Origin of the sequence: Bacillus sp. BR3(2024), assembly GCF_039134555.1 — a bacterium.
Classification (GTDB): Bacteria; Bacillota; Bacilli; order Bacillales; family Bacillaceae_G; genus Bacillus_A; species Bacillus_A cereus.
Map to the genome: position 1 here is coordinate 4,731,435 of NZ_CP152433.1, position 18,558 is coordinate 4,749,992.

Consider the following 18,558-nt stretch of genomic DNA (forward strand, 5'->3'; position numbering starts at 1 on the left):
AACATACTCCCTAACCTATTCATACATACAATAGAATTTTTACCATTTTTTAGTTATTTCAGTTTGTTGTTTATGATTAAAATTTTCAAAAAACAATAACCGTTACATGTAAAAATATGTTATATTATTAAAGAACGTATGTTCTTATTTTAAAGGAGGAATTTGTAATGATAAACGAACCCATTATCGTAAAAAAAGAAGCTTTCCAAGCAATCGGCGTTTCGGTTACGACAACTAATGAAATAGAGGCATCTCCTGAAGGAAAAATCCCCGGGCTTTGGAACAAATACTTTCAAGAACAAATGATGCATCACATCCCAAATCAACAAACGAAAGAAACATTCGCTTTCTACTCCAACTACGAATCAGATGAAACTGGTACATATACATTTACAATCGGTATGCCCGTTTCTTCATTAGAAGATGTTCCTGAAAATATGACAACTTTAACAATACCTGCCGCTACGTATGCGGTATTTACAACGAGAAAGGGACCAGTTGCTGAAGTCGTTTGCGAAGCTTGGGAATATATTTGGCAATGGTCGAAAGAAAATAAACGTGCCTTCACAACAGACTTCGAGCTTTACGACGAAAGAGCATTAGACCCAAATCATGCACAATTGGATATTTATATTGCGTTAGCCTAAAAAAAGATGCCCATTCGGCATCTTTTTTTGTCGTTAAATAGCTACTGGGCAAATTCATTATTATTGTCTACAATGAGAAAGTGCAGTATAGAAATATTAGAAACTGTATAAAGTGAAACTATAATCAGTGGGGGCATCTCCCATTAAGTATTAGCCCTCACCAATCGGGCGTTTACTGGTTTTTTAGTTTAAATTTGTCACATAGAAAGGAAGCAATATGGAGGAACTACAACAAAATAAAACTGCTTTAGAAGGAAGCGGAAAACCGTTATTAAAAAATACGAATTTCCTTTTTCTTTGGGCAGCTACTCTTTTTTCAAGCTTTGCTTTAGCCTTTTTTACTTTTTCACAAACGTGGTACATAGCAAAAACATTAAACCTTGAAGCTTCACTCGGTGTTGTTTTCGTAGCCCTTAGTGTTCCAAGGCTTATTTTTATGATTGTCGGCGGCGCTGTAGCTGATAAATTCCCGAAAAAAAATATTATGTTTTACTCCAATATCATTCGAGCGATTCTTGTCGCAACCATTCTCACATGGTTTATCGTTGGTGATGTAACGCTATATACATTTGCTTTATTCGCTTTATTCTTTGGACTTGCTGATGCTTTCTTCTGGTCAGCAGATGGATCTATCTTACCGGAATTGGTAGAAAAAAGCCGGTTAACACAAGCGAATTCACTTACACAAATGACGAACCAAGCATCGGTCATCTTAGGCCCTGTACTTGGCGGAATTCTCATTAAATTTACGAACTACGAGACAATCTTTTCCATTACGATTTTATTACTGATTGTCGCTGCCATACTCGTTCAAAAAATACAATTTACGATGCCAGAACAAAAAGATACAGATAAAGGTATGTTCACTTCCATTAAAGAAGGAATCTTATATGTAAAGGAATCGCCATTCCTTTCAACTTTCCTTATTTGTAGCGCTTTTTTAAACTTATTTTTAATCGGTCCGATGCAAGTCGGTTTCCCGCTTTTCGTTAAAAATGTTCTGCACGGTGACTCGCTCCATTTCAGTTACTTAGAAGCATCTGTAGGCGGCGGAATGGCAATAGGCGCTGTCATTGTCGGTTTAAAAAATATTAATCGTAGACGCGGACTATTTTGCATTATCATGATGCTACTGTCTGGTGTATTCTTCTTATCCATCAACTTTAGCACCGTACTTTGGCAAGCATTATTAGCCGGCATGTTTTATGGTATTACAATTGCAATGGCTATCGTTCCGCTTATGGCGATGATTCAATCGACAGTAAAAGAGGAAATGATGGGACGCGTAATGAGCTTACTTATGCTATCATCAATGGGCTTTATCCCGCTCTCTTATGCATTCACATCCATTGCACTTGCAATAGGAATTCCAATCGTAACCGTTATGAAAAGTGGTGCAATAGCTGTTATCGTCTTCGTACTATTTGTAGCGATTCGTGTTCCAGTTGTAAGAAAGTTCGACTAGCTACTTGGAGTCATGTATTATACGCATGGCTCTTTTTTAAATGGATCAAATAACGCTATCCCCTTACTTCTTCTCACAGCTGCTCCCCATTCTAATCCAATCTCTAAAAATAAATCTCGCACTGTACTGTATAAAAGTGCCCCAATGTCTTTACGAATTTCCCCATATTTATATGCTCTTACAACACTTTTCACACGCCAAATTAAATTTCCATACATTTCTTCGTCAGCTAATATTTGCTCTAGTAAAACACCTTGTTCTAGTAACCCGCTCTTTTTATATGCAAGCTCGACCTTACTCCAAAATATATTAATTTTCTTCGGATTACTCGTCATCGGCACCAGTGCGTATATAAAAGGCTTTGGTATATCGTGACGGCAATACGTCTCATCAAGCTCGTACGTTTCTTTTCTATTCTCTTTTATTTGTGGAATGTTTTTAGAAAGAATTGTTTCACCCTCATTTTTTTGTACATTTTTACTACAGCCAGATGCACGATCCTCACTTTCACATGCGGACATTTTCATACGGTCATCCATGCGGTCAATTGCAGATGTAAGAAATACATATAAGTTCGCACTATATCCGCCGCGCCTATGTCTTTCTTTTGTCGCAACACACTTTATAATTCCTAGTTCCTCTAACTTTGCAATAGAGCGGCGTACTGTACGAATACTCTTTCCAACATTTGTAGCAATCGTCTCCATTAATGGACAAGCAACCCCCACTGTTTTCTGTTTCTCATTCACTGCATACTTTCCTAAAAAATGAATAATGGTAGCATCCGTTTTATTTAATTGAAATCGATAATGTTTCAAAACTTGTTTTTGATATGTATTAAACTCTTCTTTACTTTGAAATTCACTATATGGTTTCATTAAATTATATAAGCTTCCCATTTTTATCACCTCACTTATAAATAAGAGGCAGGAAGAAAAATTGGCGTGATAGTTAATATTTTTTTATTGGAGATGAAAATATGATCGTAATTAGTGCTTGTTTAGGTGGTATCGCTTGTCGGTATGATGGAAATGACAATCTCGTTTCAAAAATAGAGGAGCTTTTGCAAAAAGAAGATACAGTCCTCATTTGTCCTGAAATATTAGGGGGATTACCAACACCTCGCCCCTCAGCTGAAATTATTGGCGGGAATGGCGACGACGTTTTAGACGGAAAAGCGAAAGTGATGACAAAAGATGGTGAAGATGTTACAGAAGCTTTCGTAAATGGCGCTTATAAAGCATTAGAACAAATTAAAAATTTACACCCAGAATATATTATTTTAAAGGAACGCAGCCCATCTTGTGGTAGTTCTACGATTTACACTGGAGAATTTAACGGCAATAAGCAAACTGGTTTCGGAGTGACAACTGCTTTATTTAAAAGACACGGATTTAAAGTCATTTCAGAAGAAGAATTTGAAAGCAAAAAAAGGAATTGACCCTGTTCGTCAATTCCTTTTCTATCTGTCTTATTTCACGCCTAATTTTTCTTTCACTTTCGCTGGAAGCTCGTCTTTCTTTACTTCTTCCCAAGCTGATACACCTTTTTTATCTGAGTGATATACGCGTAGGAATGCTTCTTTACGAAGATTTTTTTGAGCTGTAAATTCTAATTCTTTCTCTTTACCGTCTTTATCAAAGCCAGTCAACTTATATTCATAATCTTTAAATTTTTGACCATTATCAGCTTTACTATGAACTTCTTTTCCATCTACTGTAATTTGAACGTAGTACTCATCTTTACCCATACGGTTTAAATCACAACCAACTAACAAGCTTGCGAATACAACTAAAATACTAAATAGTGCAATGTATCTTTTCATTTCCTTCACCTCATATGTTTTTTCTTATATTCTTATCTTAAAGCCCAGAGCTTAAAGAAGAAATTCAAAAACATGACATGAACATTACACTTTTGTAAGATAATAATTATTTCTTCACTTTAGAAATTGTCATTCCATCACCAATTGGAACGAGTACAGATTCTAAATGCGGGTGGTTTGCTATCATTTCATTAAACTTCTTCATAACTTCTGTATAACGTTTTTGTTTCGCACGCTCATCAGCTACACTACCGCCAATAACGTCTTTCACGCCAATTTCGCCACTTATCACGTAATTTCCTTATACCATTTATTACGCCTTCTATTATGCCCTCAATTATAATCTCTATTACAAGATATCTTACTAAATTAATAACAGGTTTAATTACGTATCTCCTTATGAATTCAAGAATATCCTCCACCATATTTCCCTCCTTTTTTCAAAAAGGAAACTGCTACTCCTCCGCGTCCTTTTACGTCCAATTACAATTGCTGCCCTACTGCGGTATATATCAACAAAAATAATACGACAACAACATCCACAATAACGCTATTGAATTTGGAAGAAACTTCGGTAAATACTAATACTATAACATGGCTAAGAGAATTATTTTTCCACCTATATTCGGAGATGCTCCCAAAAAATTTATAAAATCAAAGACAACTTTACTACAACTCTTCCCGTAACTAATTTATTATCGTGGTAAACCGTCTTCCACTACATCCGTAACAGTTCCATTCGGTTCAAAAATTACACGTAATGATCCTTCTCCACCATAACCAGTATAATCATATACTGAATAAGATTTATATTTCTCAATCACATGTGGCTGTCCAATTGCAGCTTTTACCTGATTCGCGGGCATACCTTTTTTTATTTTCAAATAGTGATTGTAACTTACTGCTGCCGAATTGTTATTTACATCTTTATACCACGGTACACGATCGTTTTTTTCTTCATATTCCTTTACAGGCTCTTCAATACGTTTCGTAGATACCCGATTCTCTTTATCTTTATCTTTATTTGTATCCTTTATAGCAGTACGTTCAATATTCACAACGTAACCATATGTATTTAATTCAACCATAATTTCATATGTACCATCCGTATCTTTTTCAGTATAAAATACGCGTTTTTCATTGTTATTATAATGTTTTATATTCTCACCACCGTAGTCAATCGTATTAAGAATATCCGTATACGTCATACCTTCCTCAATCTTTTGAGATTCATCATGAGAAATATAACGCTTCTTTGATGATGGAGCGTCCTCATTTTTAATACTTTCACGTTTGCTCGTGGTCATAGGTGTTTTCTTCTGATCTTTTAATACGTCACCTTCCGCCTTCGCTGGTTGCTTTGCTCCTACTTTTGTTAATACGTCTGTATCGCTAGAACAAGCCCCCAAAATCGATACTGTAGTCAACGCCACCCCTACTATAAGTACTTTCTTAAATAACTTCATTCTAATCCCCCCGGTGTTTTTTAATATCTAGTAATCAACGTATTTTAATGAATACGGAACTATTCAGTTCTATACAATTTGCTATAGCCTTCTCCCTCATACACCTTTTTTATATAAAGTGAAACTTTAATCAGCCCTCACCAATCGGGCTTTTATGGGATAAATCTACCTATTAGTAATAACCGGTGAAACTACAGCTAGTCCGAACACGATCGCCAATCATCTTCGTTACAAATATTAACATTAAATACAACTAATAAATAGTATATTTCTTCTATTTATTTACATTTCCGTTACGAAATCTTATCTTAAAACGAGCAATATGAAACTGGAATTCACAATATAAATCACATATCCTATATATAATAACATTTAAATTAAATTCCAAAGTAACTTTACATGCATTTTCTGTTTTAATGCCAAAAGAAAAGACCTTTCTAACGATTTTATTCCATCGCTAAAAAGGCCTTTTCTATTTCGTCTAAAAACTTAGCACTCTTCTGGTTTACCAGCATTCGTCGCTGTACGGAAAGATGATCCACATCCGCATGATGCGATTGCGTTTGGATTGTCGATTGTGAATCCACCGCCAAGCATAGATTGTTTATAGTCAATTTTTACTCCTTTAACAATTGGAGCACTTTCTGTATCGATAACAAATTCAACACCGAAAAACTCAAGAACTGTGTCGTCTTCTTTTGGTTCTACTTCAAATCCTAAGCCGTAAGAAAGACCGCTACATCCGCCGCCGTGTACAGCAAGGCGCACATACTTCTCTCCATCTTCAGCATCTTTTAACATATCTTTAATTTGAAAAGCTGCTTGTTCTGTTACTTCAATCATGAAATACACCTTCCTTTCTGTTCTTAGTCCATTATACATCTTTACGCTTCTATCTTGTACTCATACACTCCGCGGCAAATTACTTCCGCAGGTCCTTTCATCAACACGTTTCCTTCTTCAGTCCACGCAATCATTAAATCGCCACCAGCTAAATGAACAGTAATTTCCTTACCGTGTTCCATCTTTCCATTTAAAATAGCAGCTACAACTGCAGCGCACGCTCCTGTTCCGCAAGCTTGCGTTACACCAGATCCACGTTCCCAAACACGGAAGTTCATCTCGTCATCATTCAAAATTTCGATAAACTCAACATTTACTCGCTCTGGAAACATTTCATGTGTCTCAAGGACTGGTCCAAGTGTTGTAAGAGGTGCTTTTTCTACATCATCAACCAAAATAACCGCATGCGGATTTCCCATTGAAACAGCTGTAAATGCATAACGATGATTATTATATAAGAAGTTTTCACGAATAAATGGCGTTTCACCTTCACCAAGCATCGGTATTTCTGCACGTGTTAGACGCGGTGCCCCCATATCGATTTTCGCTAATGTCACGACACCATCTTCTACTGTTACTTCAGCCGTTACAATACCAGCTAACGTTTCAATTGTGAAAACTGTTTCTTCTACTAGTTTATGCTCATACGCATATTTCGCTACGCAGCGCAAACCATTACCACAGCTCTTTCCTTCAGAACCATCATTATTAAACATGCGCATTTTCACCGGAGCTACGTCTGAAGGGCAAATTAAAATCATCCCGTCTGCTCCAATACCAGTATTAATATTTGAAACCTTTTCGGCCACAAGGGCTAAATCTTCTTCAGGAATTTGCTCTTCAAACATATTTACATATATATAACTATTGCCAAGACCATGCATTTTTGTAAAAGAAAATTGGCTCATTTATATTCACTCCAAAAATAATTTGTTATGTTAAGTATAAAATGCATGCTTTTAGAACACAATATGAATGTCCCCCGTTTCTCATATTTGACAACGTTTGGCGATGAGCCACTCTTACACAATTTGTGTAAGAAAAAAGCCCTTCTAAAAAGGGCCTTTTTTTATTTATCCCACTATTTTCAATTGGGGAAGGCTAATAATCAGCATTAGCCTTCCCCACAAAATAAAGTTTTATCTAATGGAAAAGGTGCTGCTAATTCGCAACACCTTAAAACATTGGATTTTCATCCAAATACTCATATACATTATTAACAAGCTCTTCTACTGTTGCACCTTGTACAACTTCACCATTTACAAGTGCAAACGGTCCTTCAAAACAAATACCACAATACCCTAGACAACCGTACTCCATTACATCTAAATTCGGATCTTTTTCTAATTTTTCTAGAGCTGCTTGTGAACCACTTGCAAGGTTACCTACACAAAATTCAATTAATGGTTTAATCAAAATTCTCCCCCCTGTACTACAAAACAAATTACCTTTTCACTTTATCTATAAGAAGAAAACTAAGCTGTTTCTTGTTGTTTTCGTTACACAGTCTAAACTATTTAGTTACTTCATTACTTCACTTCAAAGTAGATGACTTCTTCTATATAACATGCTACTTCCAATGAAATAGTAACTACAAAGGAAAAACAGTTTATTTTACTTTTCTTCTTATTGTACAACAGAGTATTCATTCATGCATTGTTATTTGTTCACAAATTCGATATAATTTGATTGAGTAAAGTCAAAATATTTTATTAATATAAAATTTTATGATTAGGGGATATTTCAACAGAAAAGGGGTAATCCATCATGAAACACCTCGTAATACTAGGTGGCGGCTACGGTGGAATGAGAATTCTGCAAAGGCTACTTCCAAGCAACCAACTTCCAGATGATGTACAAGTGACATTAATCGACAAAGTACCATATCATTGCTTCAAAACTGAATATTATGCATTAGTTGCGGGTACTATTTCAGAAACGCATATTCGTATACCGTTTCCTGAACACCCACGCCTCAATATTCAATACGGCACAATAACAAATATTGACCTCGAAGAAAAAGCTGTTCATCTCGATGGCGGCGAAGCAATCCAATATGATGACTTAATTATCGGACTTGGCTGTGAAGATAAATATCATAACGTTCCTGGGGCTAGGGAATATACACATAGTCTACAATCAATTGAACAAACACGTAAAACCTATGAACAATTAAATAGTCTAGAACCAAATGCAACAGTAGCTGTTGTTGGTGCTGGCTTAAGTGGCGTTGAAGTAGCAAGTGAACTTCGTGAAAGCCGTTCTGATTTAAAAATCTATTTATTTGATCGAAAAGATAGAATTTTATTCCCATATCCAGAGAAATTAAGTAGATATGTAGAAGAATGGTTTGTAAAGCATAAAGTTAACATTATACGAAACTCTAACATTACAAAAGTAGAACCAAATATTGTGTACAACCACGATGAACCACTTGAATGTGATGCAATCGTCTGGACAGCTGGTATTCAAGCAAATGAAGTTGTTCGAAACCTTCCAGTTGAACAAGATGGTAGCGGACGGGTTGTTTTAACAAAATATCACAATATTCCAAACAACGAGCACGTGTATGTTGTAGGAGATTGCGCAGCACTTCCACATGCACCATCTGCCCAACTTGCTGAAGGTCAAGGAGAACAAATTGTCCAAATATTATTAAAACGTTGGAATAATGAACCACTCCCGGATGAACTACCTGTTATTAAATTAAAAGGTGTTCTAGGATCTCTTGGTAAGAAGCATGGATTCGGTTTACTCGCAAACCAACCATTAATGGGGCGTGTACCGAGATTATTAAAATCTGGTCTTCTTTGGATGTACAAATATCATAAAGGTTAATACTTTACAGGCTGTCTACTATGTAGGCAGCCTCTTTGCATCAGTTTTTAAAAATTATCAGACACATCTTTCTCAATATTTATAATGATTTATTTTTCATTTTTATATTAAAAAATATTGATAAACATTGTATGCTATTTGTAAGTTGTTTTATTATTTCCTTGAAGACCGAATTCATTCGGTCTTATTTTTTATGTGATAAATACTTTTGTAGGAGGCATTACATTCCACTTATGAACTTATCGAAACTAAACAATCGAATAGAAGCGAAAAAGAAAGAGTTAATCTATCTCGTTGAACGATACGGATTGACTCATGATAAAGTGATTTCTTTCAGCCAAGAATTAGATCGTTTACTTAACTTATTAATAAAACTCAAGACGAAGAAAAAACGTTGCTCTTTATAACCGTTATCTTCTCTTTTTTGATACGATATAACTAGAATCAGAAAGGAGCGATTTATGTTTATATTAAAAAACGTTATATATAAAGATATACTATATATTCCTTATTTACAGATTCAAAAAGAAAAGATTACTTGCATTATCGGTGAAAGCGGAAGCGGAAAAAGCACGTTGCTTCGCATGTTAAACGATTTACAATCTCCAACATCCGGCACAATTGAATATAATGGAAAATTAATTTCTGATTATCACCCTATTCAATTACGTCGTGACGTAGTTATGCTTGGGCAAACTCCACCTATTTTTGATGGAACCGTTAAAGACAACCTATTAATGGGACTTCGTCTTTCTGAAAAACCATTTCCAAATGATGATGCCCTGCGGAGTGCATTACAAACCGTTAGCTTAGACAAGCAATTAGAAGATAGCGCCTCCTCACTATCTGGCGGTGAAAAACAAAGACTTGCCTTTGCACGTATCGTACTTATGGATCCGCCTGTCTATTTATTAGATGAACCTACTTCAGCATTAGACAGTGATACAGAACGCCGCGTTATGAAACAATTTACTGAACTAGCACGAAAAAAGAAAAAAACAATTATCTTCATCACACACTCACAACAACTTCCAGAAGAAATTGCAGACGACATTATTGAGATTAGTAAAGCAAACGGTGCAACTAGAAAGGAAGTGCTCTCTGTTGAAGGGCGTTATTGAACTCCAAATTTGGCAACTTGCAGCTGCCTATATTTTCATTCTTATTTTAATTGGACTTGTAAAATTAAAAGGAATACCTCGCGAAAAACAAATCGCTCTCGCAACATTCCGTATGACGATTCAGCTCGTACTTGTTGCATATGTCCTTACATACGTATTTGAAAACAGTAATCCATTTTATACAATTGCTCTCATTACTTCTATGACTACCTTTGCAATTTTTAATATTTATAAACGAGTTAACATCCCAATGTCTAAAGAATTAAAACGAGTAGCCGCCCTTTCCATGGTCGCCGGATCAATTGGGCCACTTCTACTATTTATCTTTGTTATTATCGGACATAATCCGTGGTATGCTCCGCAATATATCGTCCCTATTACAGGAATGTTAGTTGGGAATGCCATGACTGGTGTTTCTCTCGGCGCAAATACGTTCTTAAACAATATGAAATCGCAAAGAGGTCAAATTGAAGGTGCACTTATGCTCGGCGCAACACCGAAAGAAGCAGCTGCTCCGCTCATTCGAGACGCTTTTGATTCTGCTATTTTACCAACAATTAATTCTATGGTCGGAATGGGGATTATAAGCTTACCAGGCATGATGACTGGTCAAATATTATCCGGTGTATCACCATTCACAGCCATTCAATATCAAATCGCCATCATACTCGGTATTTCTGGAAGTACTGCCTTTGCTGTCATTATCTTTTTACAGCTTGGATATAAAACGTTCTTTAATAAGCGATGTCAGTTGAAAGAAATTGAATATGGTGCACGGTGAATCGTGCGTAGTTCACGATGAATGAAATTATATTAACGATTTTTTCAATATATCTATCATAACTCAGAATATATCAACGATTTTGTACGAAATATCGATTTACCGACAAAAAGTGACATAATAAAAAGAGGAGGCTATTCGCCTCCTCTTTTTATTTGTACTACGCCTTCTTAACGAACTGTGATTTTAACTTCATAGCTCCGAAACCGTCGATTTTGCAATCGATATCGTGATCGCCATCAACTAGACGGATACTTTTTACTTTCGTACCGATCTTCACAACTGAAGAAGTTCCTTTTACTTTTAAGTCTTTAATAACAGTAACTGCATCGCCATCTTGAAGAACGTTTCCGTTCGCATCTTTTACAACTTTTGCACCATCATTATTTTCAGCTTCTGCGTCTTGGCCCCACTCATGAGCACATTCTGGACATACGAAAAGAACGCCATCCTCATACGTATATTCTGAATTACATTTTGGACAATTTGGTAAAGTAGCCATAAATTCATTTCCTCCGTTCATTATTTATACGTAAAAATCAAAATTGATGTTTACATCTCGATAAATAAAATTTGTATAGCATTTCTTTATAGTGCCATAGTCTCACGTTATTGACAAGCCTACCTCAAATTCTCATTTTTTATTGTATTTTACAAAATTTCAATTCGTATGCCTTTTTTCTATTTGTTCTTCTACTAATTTTAAAAATCTTCGTTGTGCATTTTTATTTTTTACGAGCAATCGAACTCTTAACTTACTTTGTAAATATGAGCGAACTTTGTAGTTCGTAATAAATAACTTTCGATACTTCTCGTCTTCATATATCATTCGAAACCATTCATACTGCTGCAAGTAACGTATGTTAGCATCAATCTTTTTCGTGTGTAAACCCGTACTTAAACTAATCGATCCTATTAGAGCTTCTATTAATACTGAAATCATTTCTCTCCCCCTAATAAACAAAAGAAGAACCTTCACAAGATTCTTCTTTTCAAAATGAACGAGTTCCCTCTAGAAACCCCAATTATTTTCTTCAATGTAAATTTGATATTCTTCTACTTCTTCTTCACTTAACTTCTTATTATTTTCATATATCTCTTGCCACTCGAAATAATCTTCATCGAAATAAACAGCAAATTTAATTTTCACGTTTTTCTTCTCTGTATAATCATAACCAGTAAACTCTACTACGTCATAATCTTTTTCTTTCTTCACAAACTTCCAGGTTGGATTATCAGTCATAATCTCTAAAGTAACCCCTTCACCAGTTGAACGAACAACGTTTTTAATATTCGGCTCAGTTGGTAAAAGAGAAAGTCCGAGCATAGCTCCGCCAAACACAATCCCGACTATAACTTGTAAACCAATCATACCAGCTACACTAGCGCCACCCTTAGATTGTAAGAAATACGCCTTCTCATGATCAGACGCATCTTCTCCCTTACGAAAAACACGAACAGCCTGCTTATAATATAAACGGTTTCCTTGCCATCCAGTAAATATCATCATTCCTAATTGAAGAGCTAAACTAAATGTTACATAAATCCCCTCTGGAATATCTATAAAAGGGGTTATAACTATACTAGGTATAGCCAATAACGCAAATATAATAAATAACTTATACATTTTACGATAAGCTAACCAAAAAGTTGGAAAGAAAAAGGCTACCCAATTCCATGTATTCCCTTGCGCAGGGTTTTCTACTTTACCCCACTTAAAGTCATAATAAGCTGTATTCTTTTGAACAACTTTATGTAATTCTTGTGGAGAAATCGTTTCTTGTAAAACCGTGTCCTTCACGTACATCATCCTTTTCTTATTTCTATATACATTTATTGTATATGGACAAAATGAAGGAATCTAACAAAAAGTACACATATTTCATAAAAGTGAACGGAAATCGAATATATTCCGACAATTATCCGTTTCTTATTTCATTTTACTTTTAAATATATTAAAATAATTATGTATCATATCTTTAATACACTAAGTTAATTATTTTATATATTCACTAAAAAGGATGCATCAAAATCATTTTTATATATCTTTTTTAGTGAATATATACTACATTTCCTCCCTCTTAATCACATTGAAATACTATTTTATTCCCCCACATTCCCCTTCACTTTCTCAATAATATCTTCTATACGTTCCGCTATACATTCCAGCTCCCATTCTCCCTCACCGTGCATAGCTGTATAAACTGGACAATTCTCATCATTACTATCTACAAAAATCGGGTCTCCAAGATATGAATCTATCCCTATTACAATCCATCCTTCTTTCCAATCTCCTTCTTCATTCCCGACTAAGCTTTGTCCTTCTTCATCAAAACTATAACCAAGTTGCCCTTCTTCTATTTCTTCACTATTAAACAACTCTATCGTCATAGGTTCAGATTCATACTCTAGCTCAATTTCATTATCCTCAGCACGATCTACATGTGCTAAAAGTTGTTTAATTTTATTATGGTTAATCATGATATCTTCTCCATTCTATCTTTTAAAAATCTAATTTTATTCATAATGAGCTGCCGCAAGTAACATTTGAGCAATAAACTTCCATGAAATATTTTCTGGAAACTTCTCTCCTTGATTTATATAAACCGATTCACAAGAACCTAACCAACTATTTAATGCCTCTAAATAAGTCTCTACCTCTACATTCTCCCATTCATCTTTATTCGCTTTAAAATCCTTTTGGAGGTATACAAGAAATTTTAATAAATCTTCTTTAGAATTTACGTGATCGAGGTATTCATACACATCCATACTCCGTCCCTCCCTCTATTGCGTGTTATCTAAACTAACTATAATATATGACATAAGATTCTTAAAACTATTATTTGAGGTGACCGAATATGAAGAGTACAATTTGGGCAGACGATGACTATTTAAAACTAGCACCCATTAACGATGAACTAATCAAAAAAGCAGAAGAAGTACTGAACGTAAAGCTTCCAGAATCATATATAACCCTTCTAAAAGAACAAAATGGGGGAACTCTTCGTCTCGATGTTCACCCTACTTCAAAGCCAAATTCTTGGGCAGACGATCACGTTAATGTATCTGGTTTATATGGTATTTCTTTTAATGAAAATGAATCTAGTATTTTAGAGAGCCGCTATTTAATTCGAGAATGGGAAATGCCTGAGAATATCGTACTTTTATCTGGTGATGGACATACATGGATTGCATTAGACTATCGAAATGTAGCTGAAAATCCTCCAGTTATATTTATCGATAATGAGTTTGAGGAAATTATTGAATTAGCACCTAACTTTGAAAGTTTCTTACAAAACTTAACTACTTATGAATATGACGAAGAATAAGCCTGGCTCTAAAAAGGAGCAAGATTTTATTACAAATTTACACGCCACTTTAAAACCACTCGGCTTTAAGAAAAAAAGACATACATTTTTCAAAGCTGAAAACGGATTTTATAAGCTCATTAACATACAAAAAAGCCAGTTTGGAGATGATTTTTATATAAATATAGGAGTTCACCCTATCGGTCTCCCGCAGCTTATTACGAACCAATTACAAATAAAAGAAAACATTTCAATATTCGCTTGCATTCTACAAACAAGAATAGAGCCTATACATATCAAACAGAACCAGCTATTGCACAATGTTTCACATGAAACTATCAACATTCCGAATTACCTTTCTACTATTTTCGACTGGTTTCAAACGTGGGCATCTTATGAAAATTTAGTGGAAATAAATATACATTCCATTACTCCGGTACTAGCTGTCGTTCCAATATTAGAAGAAAAAGCGTTTCTACTTCTTACCTGTTTTTCTTTCTACAAATTAAAACAGTACGAACAAGCTAATCGCTACTTCCAGCAATATTTACATTGCACCGTGCATCTGAATACCGAGGAAAAAGAGCCCATATTCTTTCACGAAGTTGATATGTATATGAAAAAACTAGTAGAAAGTACAATGTAATTTCACATTGTACTTTCTACTAGTGCTTTATATTCCTCTTGTAACTTTTTAAATCGTTCTTCATACTTTTGCATCTTCACAGTATCCGTTTTTGAATTAAGGACTGGCCTTCTTCTCCCAGTCACCATTATATTTTTCCCATCTATTGCATCGTTCATATATACGTAAGGTTTAAAAGACTCACATACCGTATATGGCAATGCTACAGAGAGTTTTGCATACTCTTCCACTTTAAATTGATTAGATAAGCTTAACTCCTTTAAATTTTTCAATTGCATTAACGGTTCTAATGAATCATCTTTAACCTTTAAATTCATCAAAGTAAGCTTTTGCAACTGCTGTAATTCAGCGAGTGGTTTTAAAGTTTGTACTTTCATCGCTGTATTTATTCCACCACCCATATAGAAGGTATTAAGTTGTGTGCACTTACTTAAAGCACTTAAATCTTCTAACTTAGAAAAATCATCAATTAGTAAGGATTTGAGTTTTTTATTATAATCAATGTCCCATAACGTCTTCGCTTTTGTATTCCAGCACATATACAACTGTTGTAAATTAGACAATTTCTGAAGGCTACTTAAATCCTCGACCCTCATTTCGTACACGTATAATATATCGGGACAAACATACGTAAGAATATGATCAAACTGCTTTTGATTTACTGTGAACATCCATAACTTTTTAACTTTCAAAGATGCTAGTCGTTCTATATTTTTTGTTTTCCCCTCAATCGCTACTTCTTCTAAATCACCAGCTATACCTGCTAAGTCTTTCATAATCTTCGGCTGATCACCAATCGGAAACATGTTATCCCCCTTACAACTCCCAAGTAATATTCATTTCTTCAAATGAATCCTTACTAACTTCCAATCCTTCACTATCTTCCGTTCCAATCATTGCTACTTCTTCTTTGGACAACTTAATTTCCTCATTTGGACTTTGGATTTTTTTCTTATACACGAGTTGTAAAAGCTCTATTTGTTCCTCTGTCAGTTCATACTCTTCTTCTAGTCTTTCTATTGCTGATGCTGTATCAAGTAATGGAATTTCTAATAAGAATCCGCCGTGCTCTTCCATCTCTTCAAATGAATCAATTGAATACGCACCGCTATCCTCAATCCAAAATGCAGTTGTAATAAAAGGAACTGTTTCGCCTTCTACTTCTTCTAATACGTATTGAAGTGCTTCTTCTTTCGCAATATCTATTACTTCCGAAGGTGCCCCTTCAAAATAATTTTTCGCATCAATCCACTCATCAATTCTCTCGCTATTCACATCTTGAAGACATACAATCGTGTAATTCGGATGAAACGTAATTGTCCCTTGTCCGCCTTGGCTATCTTGCATACTATAGTTAAATCCATCCCATGAACTTTCATGTGAGAAATCTGGACAATGCGCTACATTAATTGCATGGGCAATCGAATTTAAAACGCATCCTTTCCATAATTGTTCTCTATCTATATGTAATTTATATTTACTCATCATCTTCCCCCATGCGCATATTTTTTTCTATTATCTTTCCTCTACACAATACTTGTAAATACTTTTCTATCTACTACAAAATAAAAAAGACAATACACCCCACTGTATTGTCCATTTTCTTCCCTACCATTTCTCTCTACACGTCTCAATTAAATGCAGTAAGTACCTCTTCGTCATATCTGCCCTTCTCCACCTTGAGAGCATTCTCTTTTCTTTTGGATTGTGCCGTATTCTCGCTACTTCTTTTAATAAGAGCTCCCATTCTTCCGCTGAACGTTCTGACAAGTATTGCAATCCTCTATCTTTTGAAACGATTGTTTTATAATCTAGTGTATATAAAATGCGTCCCATCGTAACGACAGCTGATTCTACCCACTCTTCTATAAAAAATAAATATGGCTTCTTCGCCTTTTCACTCCAGTACTGTTCTACGTTGTATTTCATCGTATTTACTACATCATTCCATTGTATTTGCAGCGGAAGATCTTCTGCTTCTTTTCCTGTAACTGTAATGCCTTGATTTTTCAACGTCCACCATGTGACCGCATTAATGTCCCAATGACCAACATTAGCTTTACCATCTGCACAATACACGTACTCGTTCATTTCATCATTGTATTTCCCTAAGTCAGCAAGCGGAATATACATACCGTCCATTCTTTTACCTAGCGTATTGTCACTAAGTTTCTTATGTAGTTCCACAAGCTGCTGTTTTTCAGCTTCATTCACGGAATCATTTATCACTGTAACAAAATCAACATCGCTCGTTTCCTTATGAAATGCACCTAGTGCGATGGATCCGTAAATATATACCCCGACTATTTTTTCATCCAAAAAAATTTCTTTTAATTCTACTGTGTACCGCTCCATTAACTGTTGTACTTCCGTTGGTAACGCATGCTTCACTCCATTTTTCATATCTATCCCTCCAATAAAAAAGCCTTTGCAAATTCGCAAAGACTTCTTGTTTTATAAATATTTCTCGATTTCTTCATAAACATCCTTCAAACGAGGATTTCCTTCTCCAACAATTTCTCCATTTACAAGAACGACCGGATAAAATAAATCTTCTTCCACTACGCGCTCAGCGAATGCTTTTTTATCTGCATCTTCTTGTTCTTCTTGGAAATCAATATACTCGAAATTAAATTTATTTTCTTGTCCTTCATATTTACGACCAATTGCCGCTTGTAACCATTCAAACGTTTCTGTTGAAGATGGCATTCCGACGCAGCTCGCACAAATTACTTTCGTCCCATACACTTGAACATTAACCATTTCTTCTCCCCCACTTCTTGTCCCAACAGTATATTCAGATGTCTTATTACATAAGCACATCATTTTACAAACTTATTCCATACCCCTATACTGAAAAAACACGATACAATATTTCGACAATAAAACAAGAAGAGAAAAAATAGATTTTCCCCTCTATCTTGATTATAATAAAACTGATGAAAGGAGTCGATAAAAATGGAAAACCCACATATGCAAGAACAAGTATTAGAAGTATTAGATAAATTACGTCCATTCTTACTTCGCGATGGCGGAGACGTTGAATTAGTAGACATTGAAGAAGGTATCGTAAAACTACGCCTTATGGGTGCATGCGGAAGCTGCCCAAGTTCTACAATCACACTAAAAGCTGGTATCGAGCGCGCGTTACTTGAAGAAGTACCAGGCGTTATCGAAGTAGAACAAGTATTTTAATCTAAAAGCGGAAGCGGCTCATTCAGAATCGCCTTCTAAAAGGAGACCAAATTTGGTCTCCTTTTTTTATTCAAATCACATTTATCCGTTAACATCATAAAACAAAATTGGAAATCCTTCTCAAAAAATGCGATAATTAATACTATATAGTAAATCGTTCACACATATACAGTAAAAAAACATAGGGGGACGACAGATGCCAAAAATGGGGAACACTTTTGTAACAATTCAAGAACTAGAAAAGAAAAAAGAGTATTTATTAGGCCTTTCATCCGTTATACCAACATGGAATACAAGCTATCAATTTTTATTTAAAGAAATCCAGCAAGAATTATTGGGTAAAGTAAATGAAAAGCTCGAAAGGCATCAATTCGTTTTAAATATATGTACAGATCAACAGGTAGGGGCATAATGTATTAC

Annotated in this window: 27 protein-coding genes; 11 read left to right on the forward strand and 16 right to left on the reverse strand. The window is 35.2% G+C overall.

The window, feature by feature from the left end; translation table 11 throughout:
* Positions 1-167: 167 nt before the first annotated feature.
* Together V7S45_RS24440 and V7S45_RS24445 are read left to right on the forward strand one after the other, a co-directional pair.
* A complete protein-coding gene (locus V7S45_RS24440) occupies positions 168-647 on the forward strand; it encodes a GyrI-like domain-containing protein (protein WP_088346159.1) in 480 nt (159 codons plus the stop codon).
* Between the two features lie 217 nt (positions 648-864).
* Positions 865-2,112 carry an MFS transporter gene (locus V7S45_RS24445; protein ID WP_025686933.1) on the forward strand — a complete coding sequence of 416 codons (1,248 nt, stop codon included), beginning with the start codon at positions 865-867 and terminating at the stop codon, positions 2,110-2,112.
* A 17-nt stretch (positions 2,113-2,129) separates the two neighbouring features.
* Here V7S45_RS24445 and V7S45_RS24450 read toward each other — a convergent pair whose 3' ends face one another.
* Positions 2,130-3,011, reverse strand: coding sequence for a helix-turn-helix domain-containing protein (locus tag V7S45_RS24450; RefSeq protein WP_342761530.1), 882 nt, complete (start codon positions 3,009-3,011; stop codon positions 2,130-2,132).
* 80 nt (positions 3,012-3,091) lie between these two features.
* On the opposite strand from V7S45_RS24450, the gene V7S45_RS24455 reads away from it, so the two are divergent.
* Positions 3,092-3,553, forward strand: a complete 462-nt coding sequence (locus V7S45_RS24455) for a DUF523 domain-containing protein (protein ID WP_000635481.1) — start codon at positions 3,092-3,094, stop codon at positions 3,551-3,553.
* 30 nt (positions 3,554-3,583) lie between these two features.
* Here the strand turns inward: V7S45_RS24455 and V7S45_RS24460 are convergent, their stop codons facing one another.
* The 6 genes from V7S45_RS24460 to V7S45_RS24485 form a co-directional block, all read right to left on the reverse strand.
* Positions 3,584-3,937: a YxeA family protein gene (locus V7S45_RS24460; RefSeq protein WP_000833148.1), complete on the reverse strand. Its 354-nt coding sequence runs from the start codon at positions 3,935-3,937 to the stop codon at positions 3,584-3,586.
* A 106-nt stretch (positions 3,938-4,043) separates the two neighbouring features.
* Positions 4,044-4,229: a methyltransferase gene (locus V7S45_RS24465; protein ID WP_050844650.1), complete on the reverse strand. Its 186-nt coding sequence runs from the start codon at positions 4,227-4,229 to the stop codon at positions 4,044-4,046.
* 403 nt (positions 4,230-4,632) lie between these two features.
* The gene (locus V7S45_RS24470) at positions 4,633-5,403 is read right to left on the reverse strand and encodes a hypothetical protein (RefSeq protein ID WP_025686936.1); all 771 of its coding nucleotides are present in this window, start codon (positions 5,401-5,403) and stop codon (positions 4,633-4,635) included.
* 489 nt (positions 5,404-5,892) lie between these two features.
* Positions 5,893-6,246 (reverse strand): iron-sulfur cluster assembly accessory protein, encoded by a 354-nt coding sequence (locus tag V7S45_RS24475; RefSeq protein ID WP_000573826.1) that lies wholly within the window; start codon positions 6,244-6,246, stop codon positions 5,893-5,895.
* A 41-nt stretch (positions 6,247-6,287) separates the two neighbouring features.
* Entirely contained in the window at positions 6,288-7,154 is an 867-nt protein-coding gene (gene dapF / locus V7S45_RS24480; protein ID WP_025686937.1) for a diaminopimelate epimerase, read from the reverse strand.
* A gap of 268 nt (positions 7,155-7,422) precedes the next feature.
* A complete protein-coding gene (locus V7S45_RS24485) occupies positions 7,423-7,662 on the reverse strand; it encodes a YuzB family protein (RefSeq protein WP_000595026.1) in 240 nt (79 codons plus the stop codon).
* Between the two features lie 351 nt (positions 7,663-8,013).
* Here V7S45_RS24485 and V7S45_RS24490 point away from each other — a divergent pair, with 351 nt between their 5' ends.
* The 4 genes from V7S45_RS24490 (at position 8,014) to fetB (ending at position 10,986) form a co-directional block, all read left to right on the forward strand.
* Positions 8,014-9,084, forward strand: a complete 1,071-nt coding sequence (locus tag V7S45_RS24490; protein ID WP_000682068.1) for an NAD(P)/FAD-dependent oxidoreductase — start codon at positions 8,014-8,016, stop codon at positions 9,082-9,084.
* A gap of 233 nt (positions 9,085-9,317) precedes the next feature.
* Complete coding sequence (locus tag V7S45_RS24495; protein WP_001054091.1) at positions 9,318-9,491, forward strand: aspartyl-phosphate phosphatase Spo0E family protein; 174 nt, start codon at positions 9,318-9,320, stop codon at positions 9,489-9,491.
* 54 nt (positions 9,492-9,545) lie between these two features.
* Positions 9,546-10,205, forward strand: coding sequence for an ABC transporter ATP-binding protein (locus V7S45_RS24500; protein WP_049107538.1), 660 nt, complete (start codon positions 9,546-9,548; stop codon positions 10,203-10,205).
* The gene (gene fetB, locus V7S45_RS24505; RefSeq protein ID WP_342761531.1) at positions 10,189-10,986 is read left to right on the forward strand and encodes an iron export ABC transporter permease subunit FetB; all 798 of its coding nucleotides are present in this window, start codon (positions 10,189-10,191) and stop codon (positions 10,984-10,986) included. The genes V7S45_RS24500 and fetB overlap by 17 nt, the downstream gene beginning before the upstream one ends.
* Positions 10,987-11,146: 160 nt before the next feature.
* On the opposite strand, the gene phnA is transcribed toward fetB, so the two are convergent.
* The 5 genes from phnA to V7S45_RS24530 all read right to left on the reverse strand — a co-directional run bounded on the left by phnA (position 11,147) and on the right by V7S45_RS24530 (position 13,758).
* Positions 11,147-11,488 carry an alkylphosphonate utilization operon protein PhnA gene (gene phnA, locus V7S45_RS24510; RefSeq protein WP_000212735.1) on the reverse strand — a complete coding sequence of 114 codons (342 nt, stop codon included), beginning with the start codon at positions 11,486-11,488 and terminating at the stop codon, positions 11,147-11,149.
* Positions 11,489-11,647: 159 nt separating this feature from the next.
* Positions 11,648-11,929: a hypothetical protein gene (locus V7S45_RS24515; protein WP_000626489.1), complete on the reverse strand. Its 282-nt coding sequence runs from the start codon at positions 11,927-11,929 to the stop codon at positions 11,648-11,650.
* A 69-nt stretch (positions 11,930-11,998) separates the two neighbouring features.
* Entirely contained in the window at positions 11,999-12,796 is a 798-nt protein-coding gene (locus V7S45_RS24520; protein ID WP_142292990.1) for a DUF2628 domain-containing protein, read from the reverse strand.
* A 293-nt stretch (positions 12,797-13,089) separates the two neighbouring features.
* Complete coding sequence (locus V7S45_RS24525) at positions 13,090-13,467, reverse strand: hypothetical protein (RefSeq protein WP_025686779.1); 378 nt, start codon at positions 13,465-13,467, stop codon at positions 13,090-13,092.
* 36 nt (positions 13,468-13,503) lie between these two features.
* Entirely contained in the window at positions 13,504-13,758 is a 255-nt protein-coding gene (locus tag V7S45_RS24530) for a hypothetical protein (RefSeq protein WP_025686780.1), read from the reverse strand.
* Between the two features lie 89 nt (positions 13,759-13,847).
* On the opposite strand from V7S45_RS24530, the gene V7S45_RS24535 reads away from it, so the two are divergent.
* Together V7S45_RS24535 and V7S45_RS24540 are read left to right on the forward strand one after the other, a co-directional pair.
* Positions 13,848-14,318, forward strand: a complete 471-nt coding sequence (locus V7S45_RS24535; RefSeq protein WP_002025033.1) for an SMI1/KNR4 family protein — start codon at positions 13,848-13,850, stop codon at positions 14,316-14,318.
* Positions 14,305-14,943, forward strand: a complete 639-nt coding sequence (locus V7S45_RS24540) for a DUF4304 domain-containing protein (protein WP_025686781.1) — start codon at positions 14,305-14,307, stop codon at positions 14,941-14,943. Before V7S45_RS24535 ends, V7S45_RS24540 begins: the two co-directional genes overlap by 14 nt.
* 2 nt (positions 14,944-14,945) lie before the next feature.
* Here the strand turns inward: V7S45_RS24540 and V7S45_RS24545 are convergent, their stop codons facing one another.
* The 4 genes from V7S45_RS24545 to V7S45_RS24560 all read right to left on the reverse strand — a co-directional run bounded on the left by V7S45_RS24545 (position 14,946) and on the right by V7S45_RS24560 (position 17,706).
* Entirely contained in the window at positions 14,946-15,749 is an 804-nt protein-coding gene (locus V7S45_RS24545) for a leucine-rich repeat domain-containing protein (RefSeq protein WP_000483944.1), read from the reverse strand.
* A 10-nt stretch (positions 15,750-15,759) separates the two neighbouring features.
* Positions 15,760-16,428 (reverse strand): hypothetical protein, encoded by a 669-nt coding sequence (locus V7S45_RS24550; protein ID WP_025686782.1) that lies wholly within the window; start codon positions 16,426-16,428, stop codon positions 15,760-15,762.
* Positions 16,429-16,551: 123 nt separating this feature from the next.
* Complete coding sequence (locus V7S45_RS24555) at positions 16,552-17,346, reverse strand: nucleotidyltransferase domain-containing protein (RefSeq protein WP_000788486.1); 795 nt, start codon at positions 17,344-17,346, stop codon at positions 16,552-16,554.
* A 51-nt stretch (positions 17,347-17,397) separates the two neighbouring features.
* Positions 17,398-17,706: a YuzD family protein gene (locus V7S45_RS24560; protein WP_000248588.1), complete on the reverse strand. Its 309-nt coding sequence runs from the start codon at positions 17,704-17,706 to the stop codon at positions 17,398-17,400.
* Positions 17,707-17,901: 195 nt separating this feature from the next.
* Between V7S45_RS24560 and V7S45_RS24565 the strand changes: the two genes are divergently transcribed.
* Both V7S45_RS24565 and V7S45_RS24570 read left to right on the forward strand, forming a co-directional pair.
* Entirely contained in the window at positions 17,902-18,138 is a 237-nt protein-coding gene (locus V7S45_RS24565; protein WP_000431159.1) for a NifU family protein, read from the forward strand.
* A 196-nt stretch (positions 18,139-18,334) separates the two neighbouring features.
* On the forward strand, positions 18,335-18,550 hold the full coding sequence (locus V7S45_RS24570; protein WP_001125507.1) for a hypothetical protein: 216 nt from the start codon (positions 18,335-18,337) through the stop codon (positions 18,548-18,550).
* Positions 18,551-18,558: the final 8 nt, after the last annotated feature.

Bases quoted from the DNA above. Each gene is read 5' to 3' on its own strand.
- V7S45_RS24440 (WP_088346159.1), top strand. From the start codon at position 168: ATGATAAACGAACCCATTATCGTAAAAAAAGAAGCTTTCCAAGCAATC.
- V7S45_RS24445 (WP_025686933.1), top strand. From the start codon at position 865: ATGGAGGAACTACAACAAAATAAAACTGCTTTAGAAGGAAGCGGAAAA.
- V7S45_RS24450 (WP_342761530.1), bottom strand. From the start codon at position 3,011: ATGGGAAGCTTATATAATTTAATGAAACCATATAGTGAATTTCAAAGT.
- V7S45_RS24455 (WP_000635481.1), top strand. From the start codon at position 3,092: ATGATCGTAATTAGTGCTTGTTTAGGTGGTATCGCTTGTCGGTATGAT.
- V7S45_RS24460 (WP_000833148.1), bottom strand. From the start codon at position 3,937: ATGAAAAGATACATTGCACTATTTAGTATTTTAGTTGTATTCGCAAGC.
- V7S45_RS24470 (WP_025686936.1), bottom strand. From the start codon at position 5,403: ATGAAGTTATTTAAGAAAGTACTTATAGTAGGGGTGGCGTTGACTACA.
- V7S45_RS24475 (WP_000573826.1), bottom strand. From the start codon at position 6,246: ATGATTGAAGTAACAGAACAAGCAGCTTTTCAAATTAAAGATATGTTA.
- dapF (WP_025686937.1), bottom strand. From the start codon at position 7,154: ATGAGCCAATTTTCTTTTACAAAAATGCATGGTCTTGGCAATAGTTAT.
- V7S45_RS24490 (WP_000682068.1), top strand. From the start codon at position 8,014: ATGAAACACCTCGTAATACTAGGTGGCGGCTACGGTGGAATGAGAATT.
- V7S45_RS24495 (WP_001054091.1), top strand. From the start codon at position 9,318: ATGAACTTATCGAAACTAAACAATCGAATAGAAGCGAAAAAGAAAGAG.
- V7S45_RS24500 (WP_049107538.1), top strand. From the start codon at position 9,546: ATGTTTATATTAAAAAACGTTATATATAAAGATATACTATATATTCCT.
- phnA (WP_000212735.1), bottom strand. From the start codon at position 11,488: ATGGCTACTTTACCAAATTGTCCAAAATGTAATTCAGAATATACGTAT.
- V7S45_RS24515 (WP_000626489.1), bottom strand. From the start codon at position 11,929: ATGATTTCAGTATTAATAGAAGCTCTAATAGGATCGATTAGTTTAAGT.
- V7S45_RS24520 (WP_142292990.1), bottom strand. From the start codon at position 12,796: ATGATGTACGTGAAGGACACGGTTTTACAAGAAACGATTTCTCCACAA.
- V7S45_RS24525 (WP_025686779.1), bottom strand. From the start codon at position 13,467: ATGATTAACCATAATAAAATTAAACAACTTTTAGCACATGTAGATCGT.
- V7S45_RS24530 (WP_025686780.1), bottom strand. From the start codon at position 13,758: ATGGATGTGTATGAATACCTCGATCACGTAAATTCTAAAGAAGATTTA.
- V7S45_RS24535 (WP_002025033.1), top strand. From the start codon at position 13,848: ATGAAGAGTACAATTTGGGCAGACGATGACTATTTAAAACTAGCACCC.
- V7S45_RS24540 (WP_025686781.1), top strand. From the start codon at position 14,305: ATGACGAAGAATAAGCCTGGCTCTAAAAAGGAGCAAGATTTTATTACA.
- V7S45_RS24545 (WP_000483944.1), bottom strand. From the start codon at position 15,749: ATGTTTCCGATTGGTGATCAGCCGAAGATTATGAAAGACTTAGCAGGT.
- V7S45_RS24550 (WP_025686782.1), bottom strand. From the start codon at position 16,428: ATGAGTAAATATAAATTACATATAGATAGAGAACAATTATGGAAAGGA.
- V7S45_RS24555 (WP_000788486.1), bottom strand. From the start codon at position 17,346: ATGAAAAATGGAGTGAAGCATGCGTTACCAACGGAAGTACAACAGTTA.
- V7S45_RS24560 (WP_000248588.1), bottom strand. From the start codon at position 17,706: ATGGTTAATGTTCAAGTGTATGGGACGAAAGTAATTTGTGCGAGCTGC.
- V7S45_RS24565 (WP_000431159.1), top strand. From the start codon at position 17,902: ATGGAAAACCCACATATGCAAGAACAAGTATTAGAAGTATTAGATAAA.
- V7S45_RS24570 (WP_001125507.1), top strand. From the start codon at position 18,335: ATGCCAAAAATGGGGAACACTTTTGTAACAATTCAAGAACTAGAAAAG.